The following is an 8,309-nucleotide window of genomic DNA, read 5'->3' as shown; positions in this document are numbered from 1 at the left end:
TTGATCCGAAACGGTTTGGGTTCTGGGTCGTTGGAGGGGTGTGAGCGATCTGGTGGGGGACGCGCGGCATCTGTCGCCGTCGGCGCAGGAGGCCCTGCGGCTGCGGGCGGTGGCCGCGTTGGTGGCGGGGCGGGACCGTGAGGACGTGGCGGCGGTGTTCGGGGTGTCGCTGAAGGCCGTCGACATCTGGTGGGCGAAGTGGCTGGCCGGCGGTCGGGAGGCTCTGGTGATGCGGCCGCGTGGTAAGCCGGTCGGGGTGCACCAGGTGCTCGGGGAGGCCGAGCAGGCCGCTGTGCGGCAGGCGGTCCTCGATCACCGGCCCTGTGACGTGGGGCTGAGTGGGCAGTTGTGGACGCGGCGGCTGATCGGTGACCTGATCGCGAAGCTGTACCGGGTACGGCTGACCGAACCGGGGGTGGGCAAGTACCTGAAGCGGTGGGGTCTTTCCTTCCAGCGCCCGGACAAGAGGGCCGTCGAGCAGGACCCCGAGGCCGTCCGGCGCTGGCACGCCGAGACCTGGCCCAAGATCCGGGCGAGGGCGAAGGAGGACGGTGGGGAGATTCTCTTCGCCGACCAGGTCGGCATCCGCTCCGACCAGGTCACAGGCCGCACCTGGGGAGAGAAGGGCAAGACCCCCGTCGTGCGACGGGCCGGGAACCGGTTCTCGGTGAACGCGATGTCGGCGATCAGCACCAAGGGCCGGATGCACTTCATGGTCTTCACCGAGAGTTTCACCGCCGAGGTGATGTGCCGCTTCCTGGACCGGCTCGCCGGCCACTTCGACCACAAGGTCCATCTCGTGGTCGACGGGCACTCCGCCCACCGCTCGAAGAAGGTCCGCGACTGGCTCGCAGCCCACCCCGACGACGTCGAGCTGCACTTCCTGCCCCCGTACTCGCCCGAGCTCAACCCCGACGAACTCGTCAACGCCGACCTCAAGCACAGCCTGCCCAAGCAGCACCGAGCCCGGAACCAGGCCGAACTCGCCGCCGAGACCCGCCGCTTCTTCCGCAGACGCCAGCGCCAGCCGCACATCGTCCGCGGCTACTTCGGCGGCCCACACGTCCGCTACGTCCTGGACGAGAACCCCATGAGTTTCTGATCAATAGGCGCTACATCGAGACGGATGTGGGGCATCCGCCAACCGGGTGCGTAGTGGCTTACGTCGCCGCTCCCGCTCGGGCAGGACCACTACATCCACGTCGACACCACCGACTACTCCGTCGATCCTGCGGCGATCAGTCGGATGGTGACCGTGCCCTGCGACAACGACGAGGTCCTCCTCCTGTCCACCGGAGGCGAGATCGTCGCCCAGCGCCGGCATGCTGCGGGACGAGGCACCAGACCGTCCCCGCCCTTCAGCATGCCGGCACTGGGGAGGTGATGCGCTGCGAAGTGCGCGGCCATCAGGACGCCGCCCGCGGCGCGGGATGTGAGGAGCAGAGATGCAGTTCGGCTGCATCTCCTGCGGACCGGCTCAACGAGCTTCGCTCTCACGCCAACAGGATGTGACGAGGCCGGGCACACTTACCGACATGCGCCATGGCCACGACCCACCACAGGCGCGTCAGCCGTGCGGGGTTCCAACATCACAGACTCCCCTCGCCTGAACGCCGCGAGTGAGTAATCTTGCAGCACACATGGTGGGGGGGGCACCGCCAAGGTGCAGGACTCAAGCGGTCGGTGTCCAGGACCGAAGTCGGAGGGGTTTGGGTGTCACTTGACGCGAGCGAGGCCTACGCGGAGAGCCTGGACCTGACACCATCGCCGCGACTCCTTGAGGTGCTAGGCGATATCCCATATAAGCCGTGGCAATGTCTCGCAGAGCTGATCGACAACGCGTTCGATGACTTTTTGTCAGATGAGGCTCGGGACCCAGCCGATCCCCCCTATGTCCGAGTCACGCTGCCGAAGCCCGGCACGACTTCCGAGGGCGACGAGATCGTGTGCGTGGCGGACAATGGGCGCGGCATGGGACTGGAAGCATTCCAGCTCGCTCTGCGCGCGGGCTACAGCCGGAACAGCCGATACGGAAGCCTAGGGCTGTTCGGTATGGGCTTCAACATCGCGACCGCCAACCTGGGATCCGTTACCGAGGTGCGGACTACCCGATCAGGCGACCGAAACTGGCTGGTTGCCGAGATCAACTTCCTTGAGATGCAGCAGCATGGTGAATTCAAGGCCCCGCTGCGGCGTGAGCCCAAGGACGACCCCACAATGCACGGCACCGAGATCACTGTGCGTCATCTGCGGCCCGACACGCGGACTGCCCTGCGCCGCCCGCAACTGCCTTCCACCATTCGGGAGCAACTGGGCAAGGTCTACTCGTATTTGCTTCGCGGCAAGGACGTCCTCTCCGAGCTCCCTGGCGCCGAACTCAAGGGGCGCGGCTTCCGACTGTTCGTCAACAACACACTTGTACGGCCCCGGCTGCCTTGCGTTTGGGACGCCCAGCGATCGGTGGCCTATCGCGGTTCCGACGTGAGGGCGATCCAGCCGATTGATCACCAATTGACCTCGGCCTGGGCATGCCAGGACTGTGGTCACTGGCATCGCGTATCCCCCGAGGCCTGCGTCGAATGCGGCAGCGCAAATCTCGAGCTGCGGGAGCGCCGGATCGTCGGCTGGGTGGGAATCCAACGCTACTTGCACACCAGCGACTTTGGTATCGACTTCCTCAGGAACGGGCGGAAGATCCTCATATCTGATCGAAGCCTATTCGAGTGGGAGCACCCGGACACGGGGGAAACCCTTACTGAGTACCCGATCGAGCTCGGCGCGACGGTAGGTGGCCGAATCGTGGGCGAGATACACCTCGACCATGTACCTGTGACATACCAGAAGAATGACTTCAAAAGAGATTCACGGGACTGGATCACCGCCGCCCACCTCATTCGCGGTGAGGGGCCCCTTCAGCCGAACAAGGCGAAAACGTATGGGTACGCACCTAACGACACGCCGGTAGGGCGCTTGTTCAACGCCTTCCGTAGAAATGATCCGGGCCTCAAGCACCTCGTACCCGGGGACGGCTCAAACCCGCTTCACGAGCTGGCAAGAGATTGGGCCGGCTCGTTCCGTAAAGGGCTCGCCGAATTTCTCACCGACGAGAAATGGTACGAGGCCGCACGACAACACGATGAGAGCAAAAGAGACCGAGTTCCGGTCCCGCCCGGGAGTGGGGCCAGCACCGTGCCTTCACCACGGAGTTCCATCCGCAGCACACAGAGACAGTCTGATGATCTACTCAGCCGCACGGGGCTCGGGTTTGGAAACCCCTCAACCAGCAAGACGACTGGTTCGCCAGGTACAACCACGCCGCAGCCCCAGCCAGAGACGGAAGATCAGCGCTTCACGAGGTACCGAACCGGGGCGCGCCGGCTAACCGACCTCAGCGGAGCAGTATCCGTGGCCACCCTAGGCAGGCGCATGGTCACGGTGTATGTCACGCCCGAGCCACTCCTAGACCATTCCGGCCGACCGACACCATGCGTTTCGCACACTCTGCGCGGTAACGCAATTGAGGTATTCGTTCACGGAGATCATCCAGTGTTCAGGGAGTTCGGTCGCGATCCCCGCGACTACGCGATCATCGAGATCGCGGAGGCGCTACGCGCGCTCGCCAGCACCGATGACAGTGCCGCACGCGTCGCCGCTGAAGTCACTCTGCAATTCCCAGACCAGCGCTTTACCGATGCGGCCCTGCGCGAGCGGGCAAGTGCCCTGCTCGGCCGCGTGCGAGAGGGCATCCAGCGCGTTGGGGCTCCGCGTGCCGCCTCTTTGTGGGCGAGCCTCCCTACGGCGGAGAAGCAGGCTGCGGAGAAGCACGCCGCCGGGGCGGACCCTCGATTGGTTTGGCCCGTGGCAACCCAGAGCGGCGACTTCATCGCACACCTCACCGCGGAGGGCATTGCCGCGATCATTCGCGCCCATCCCGAACTGGTGATGGATGGCGCCATTTTCTCCACGACCTGGTCTACGTGGAACGACCCCGATGCTCGCGATGCCCAGGTCGAGCGCCTCGGGAGGCTGCTTGAGGTGGCTGGAACATTCCTGGGCAACATCAGCGGTAAGACCCGTCTCGATCTCGCAATGATGCGCATGACACTCGACGTGATCGAAGAAGAGATCGCTGATGAGGAGTCGGCATGAGCTCGTCCTTCATGGCTCCCGATTTCCTTCTGGACATCGGCCCTGCGGCCTTTCCGCGGCAGGTAGAGCGACTTATGCTTCACCTCGGATTTACTGATGTAGTTAACATCGACGGCCCGAACGATCATGGTGGCGATGTCCTCGGAACGCTCAACGGCCAGCGATGGGTCTTCCAGGCGAAGTGGAAGGCGCGGGGCACGGTGGCGCCGAGCGCGGTCGACGAGGTCATCAACGCGAAGGCGTTCTATCGGACAGATCGAGCTGCGGTTGTCACCAATGCCAGGTTTGGCCCGAAGAGCGAGGAACGACGCGAAGCTCTGCGCCGAGTTGGGCATCCGATCGAGTTCTGGTCGGGGCGCGAGCTAGTCGATCTGTACAACAGCGATCAGCTGTGCGCCGAGCGGCTACCAGAACGCCCCCTCCGCGAGTATCAGGCCAAGGCTTTCGAGAGGATCGTGGAGGACCTGGAAGGCACGGGCCGCGCGTTGCTGATTCTCGCGACTGGCCTGGGGAAGACGGTGATCGGCGGGGAGGTTGTCGCACGTCATCTCCGCCTGCGCCCCTCCGACAAGATTCTCGTTGTCGCCCATACAAAGGATCTCGTTGAACAACTAGAGCGTGCGCTCTGGTTCCACGTACCCAAGGCGGCGCGCACTCAACTGCTGACGGGCGACCATAAACCGGACGATCTCCGCGGTATCACATGCGCCACGGTGGCCACCGCGCTCACGTATGTGCGCAGCGGTTACAAGCCTGCACTGGTAATGGTTGACGAAGCGCACCATGTGTCTAAAGAAGGATACTTCGCCGAATTGCTCGACCATCTGGCCGATGTGCCTCGGTTCGGCGTGACTGCAACGCCCTGGCGTGGAGACCGCTTTGATATCCGGAACAGTTTTGGCGAGTCCAGTTACACCTTGGGTATCGACGGCGGCATGAGACTCGGCTATCTCGCCGAAGTTCGCTATCGACTTTTCACGGACAACATCGATTGGGATTTCGTACACACGGCAAGTCAACACAACTACAGCGTTAGGGATCTCAACGCTAGACTTTTCCTACCTGAACGAGACGAAGCCATTCGCGATCGACTTATCGAGACGTGGGCCCAAGTCAAGGAGCCTCGGGCCGTGGTGTTTTGCCGCACTATCGAGCATGCGGAACGGCTTGCCAGTCTACTTAACCAGGTCCCCCAGTGGAAGAACGTTAAGGCAGTCCATGCCGGCCTGGATCGTAGAGATCGACAGCTTCGACTCATGGCATTCCGCCAGGGTAATATTCCAATTATCACCGCTGTCGACATTCTCAACGAAGGGGTCGACATCCCGGACGTCAACATCTTGTGCTTCGCGCGCGTCACACATAGTCGGCGCATCTTCGTTCAGCAGCTTGGCCGCGGACTGCGACTCCGAGAGGGGAAGAGTCATGTCGAGACCTTGGATTTTGTTAGCGACATCAGAAGAGTAGCCGCGATCATGAGTCTTCGAGAGCAAGTTTCTGCAGACGAATTTGAAACGCTACGTTTGGCTCCGATGGGCACACGTTTTGAGTTTACCGATGCCCGGGCTGAGAGTCTAATGCAAGAATGGATCAAGGACGCGGCGAGCCTGGAGACAGCCCTAGATGAGCACCGCCTCCAATTCCCCGATCCCGGATCGATGGCAGGACAAGCATGAGCGATATCCCGGAAGCGGTCCGCCGAACGGTAATTAAGGAAATTTACCGCAAGGCGGATGAACTTGGCTGGGATGGCCTCAGCCCGGCAGATCGCACGACTTGGTACAACCGATGGATCGACGACGAGATGTTGGGCGGCGTTCTGACTCGCTACATGCCCCGTGAGCGTGCGCGCATGTGGATCAAAGACGTACCGATGAAGCATTACAACCGAGCCCGTAGCGGGATCGGACCGTACGCAGACCTGGTGAGCACCCCACTTCCAAGCGCCTACGACATAGCCCGGATCGCCCTAGGGGAAGATTGGACGGTGCTGAGTGGGACCTTGAGAGAGAAGCCGAACCGGTGTCAAGTGACGGACGGGCAAGATCAGATGCTGCTGATCTGGGGTAACCCGCGAAACCTTAAGAGCCTGGTATGGGCTGGTCTCAATGCGCGCGTTGACGGGCTGCCGTCCCCCATCGTGGTCATCAGCCTGCTGCAAGGGGAACGCCTCACCGAGAGCGAGAAGCGGCGTCACCAGAAAGTATGCGAGCTAGCCGGCCTCAACGTCCGGGTGATCACCAGTCGAGCAGCCCGTACGACGCCTGCAGACCTAGGCAGACCGTCCCTGCGGCTGCCAGAAAGCTAAGCTCACTCACGATCCTTGGGAGGTGGCCGTGCGTGACCCCGCGGTGACCAGTCGCATCATGGCTGCCGTGCCAAATCGGAACACTAGGCCTGAGGTCACGCTCAGGAAGGCGCTGTGGCGTCGCGGCCTCCGCTACCGCGTCCGCACCACACTCCCAGGCAAGCCTGACATCACGTTCCCCGGCGCGAGGCTGGCGGTGTTCGTAGACGGCGACTTCTGGCACGGCAACGCCTGGAAAATACGAGGACTGCCCAGCTTCGAAGCGCAGTTCGACCGCATGAACAATCCAGACTTCTGGCGCGCTAAACTGCGCAAGAACATGACACGCGATGCCGAGGTGAATACTACGCTGACTCAGGCCGGTTGGACGGTCTACCGAGTCTTCGAGTCGCGGCTGAAGCGAGACCTTGACGAAGTCGTGGAGGAAATTTTCCAGCTAATTCACGCCCGTACGTCTCAGTAATAAATTATTAGACACCTATTATCCGACCTCACTTAAGCCATGACAAGGAGTTCATATGCCACGGTCGGTTGAATTGTTTGCTGGCGGTGGCGGCATGGCAATAGGCATGTTCAACGCAGGTTTCGAGCACGAACAATTGATAGAGCGAGACCCGCGCGCATGTCACATTCTCCGAGCGAATGCGGACCGTTCTCCAGATCTATGGAAACGAGAACATGTCCGTGAGGCAGACGTGCGCACTTGGCTGAAGGAGGTTCCCTCTCTTGGCTTGGAAGGTATCGATCTAGTAGCTGGCGGACCTCCCTGCCAGCCTTTCTCGATCAGTGGGGCGCATGCAGCCGAGAACGATGAAAGGAACATGTTCCCGGCTTCTGTGGAAGCCGTACGCATCCTCAAACCCAAATGCTTTGTTTTTGAGAATGTCCCCGGCCTGTTGCGCCCAACTTTCAAACCCTACTACGACTACATCGCCGATTGGTTGACCAAACCGTCTGTCAGGCCAAGAAATCGGGACGAGCACTGGACAGCCCATCACGGTCGCATCCTCAAGACGAAACGACCTGGACTCTCCTACAAGGTCCACCAGCAGGTGATCGACGCCGCCGATATTGGCGTACCTCAGGCGCGTAAACGTGTCTTCCTGGTTGGCATTCGAACTGATCTACCCGGTGTGGACCGTTGGTCTCCAGTGCAACCAACACACACCATGGACCAATTGCTTCGCGAGCAATGGATCTCGGAAGCGTACTGGCAGCGGCATGAGATCAAGAAGCCGGAAATCCCGGAACGCTATCGATCTCGTGTCGAGTTGCTGCGTAGCACGGGAGACTGGGCGGACGAGGAACTCGCCTGGCGTACAACGCGAGACGCAATTTCAGATCTCCCGTCGCCGAAAGATAACATTGACATCCCCACCGTTCTAAACCACCGGGGTATCCCCGGAGCGCGGGTCTATGCCCGCCATCGCGGCGGATGGATCGACTGGCCCGCCAAAACGCTCAAAGCTGGCGTCCACGGCGTCGCAGGAGGTGAGGCCATGATCCGCTTCCAAGACGACTCGGTTCGCTATCTCACGGTGCGGGAGTCCGCGCGAATTCAGACGTTCCCGGATGACTATGAGATTCCCGGCACCAGGACGGCGGCCATGCGCGCGCTCGGAAACGCAGTCGCGGTTGAGGTCGCGGCAGAGGTCGGCCGCCGCCTCCGAGTGGTACTCGACGACGAACCGCTAGTGCAGCAACCATTGCTTCAGCCCGTGCCCGCACAACGACGGCTGGTGGCCGACGGGAGAGGTTCTGATGCGGCTTATGCAGGGCGCTAGATCGTCCGAGAAGTTTCAGGCCATCGCTCACACCAACCCACTTCTCCTCTGAGCGATGTTCGTCGGAC

At 61.7% G+C, this 8,309-nt stretch carries 6 protein-coding genes and 1 pseudogene; all 7 read left to right on the top strand.

The genetic code is table 11. The annotated features are described in order from the left end of the window. Positions 1 to 40: 40 nt before the first annotated feature. A complete protein-coding gene (locus AFM16_RS26455) occupies positions 41 to 1,102 on the top strand; it encodes an IS630 family transposase (protein ID WP_209313206.1) in 1,062 nt (353 codons plus the stop codon). 84 nt (positions 1,103 to 1,186) lie between these two features. Continuing rightward, positions 1,187 to 1,384, top strand: a pseudogene (locus AFM16_RS40760) (Mu transposase domain-containing protein); the annotation flags it as partial. Between the two features lie 329 nt (positions 1,385 to 1,713). Next, positions 1,714 to 4,149, top strand: a complete 2,436-nt coding sequence (locus tag AFM16_RS26450; protein WP_167797256.1) for an ATP-binding protein — start codon at positions 1,714 to 1,716, stop codon at positions 4,147 to 4,149. Continuing rightward, a complete protein-coding gene (locus AFM16_RS26445) occupies positions 4,146 to 5,825 on the top strand; it encodes a DEAD/DEAH box helicase family protein (protein ID WP_078634823.1) in 1,680 nt (559 codons plus the stop codon). The genes AFM16_RS26450 and AFM16_RS26445 overlap by 4 nt, the downstream gene beginning before the upstream one ends. Further along, positions 5,822 to 6,457: a hypothetical protein gene (locus AFM16_RS39130; protein ID WP_143648446.1), complete on the top strand. Its 636-nt coding sequence runs from the start codon at positions 5,822 to 5,824 to the stop codon at positions 6,455 to 6,457. The genes AFM16_RS26445 and AFM16_RS39130 overlap by 4 nt, the downstream gene beginning before the upstream one ends. 22 nt (positions 6,458 to 6,479) lie before the next feature. Then, positions 6,480 to 6,920: a very short patch repair endonuclease gene (locus AFM16_RS26440; RefSeq protein ID WP_209313228.1), complete on the top strand. Its 441-nt coding sequence runs from the start codon at positions 6,480 to 6,482 to the stop codon at positions 6,918 to 6,920. A 55-nt stretch (positions 6,921 to 6,975) separates the two neighbouring features. Next, positions 6,976 to 8,241, top strand: a complete 1,266-nt coding sequence (locus tag AFM16_RS26435) for a DNA cytosine methyltransferase (RefSeq protein ID WP_078634822.1) — start codon at positions 6,976 to 6,978, stop codon at positions 8,239 to 8,241. Positions 8,242 to 8,309: the final 68 nt, after the last annotated feature.

The sequence above is a fragment of the Streptomyces antibioticus genome (genome assembly GCF_002019855.1).
Taxonomy (GTDB): Bacteria; Actinomycetota; Actinomycetes; order Streptomycetales; family Streptomycetaceae; genus Streptomyces; species Streptomyces antibioticus_B.
This window is presented reverse-complemented; position numbering and strand designations above follow the sequence as displayed.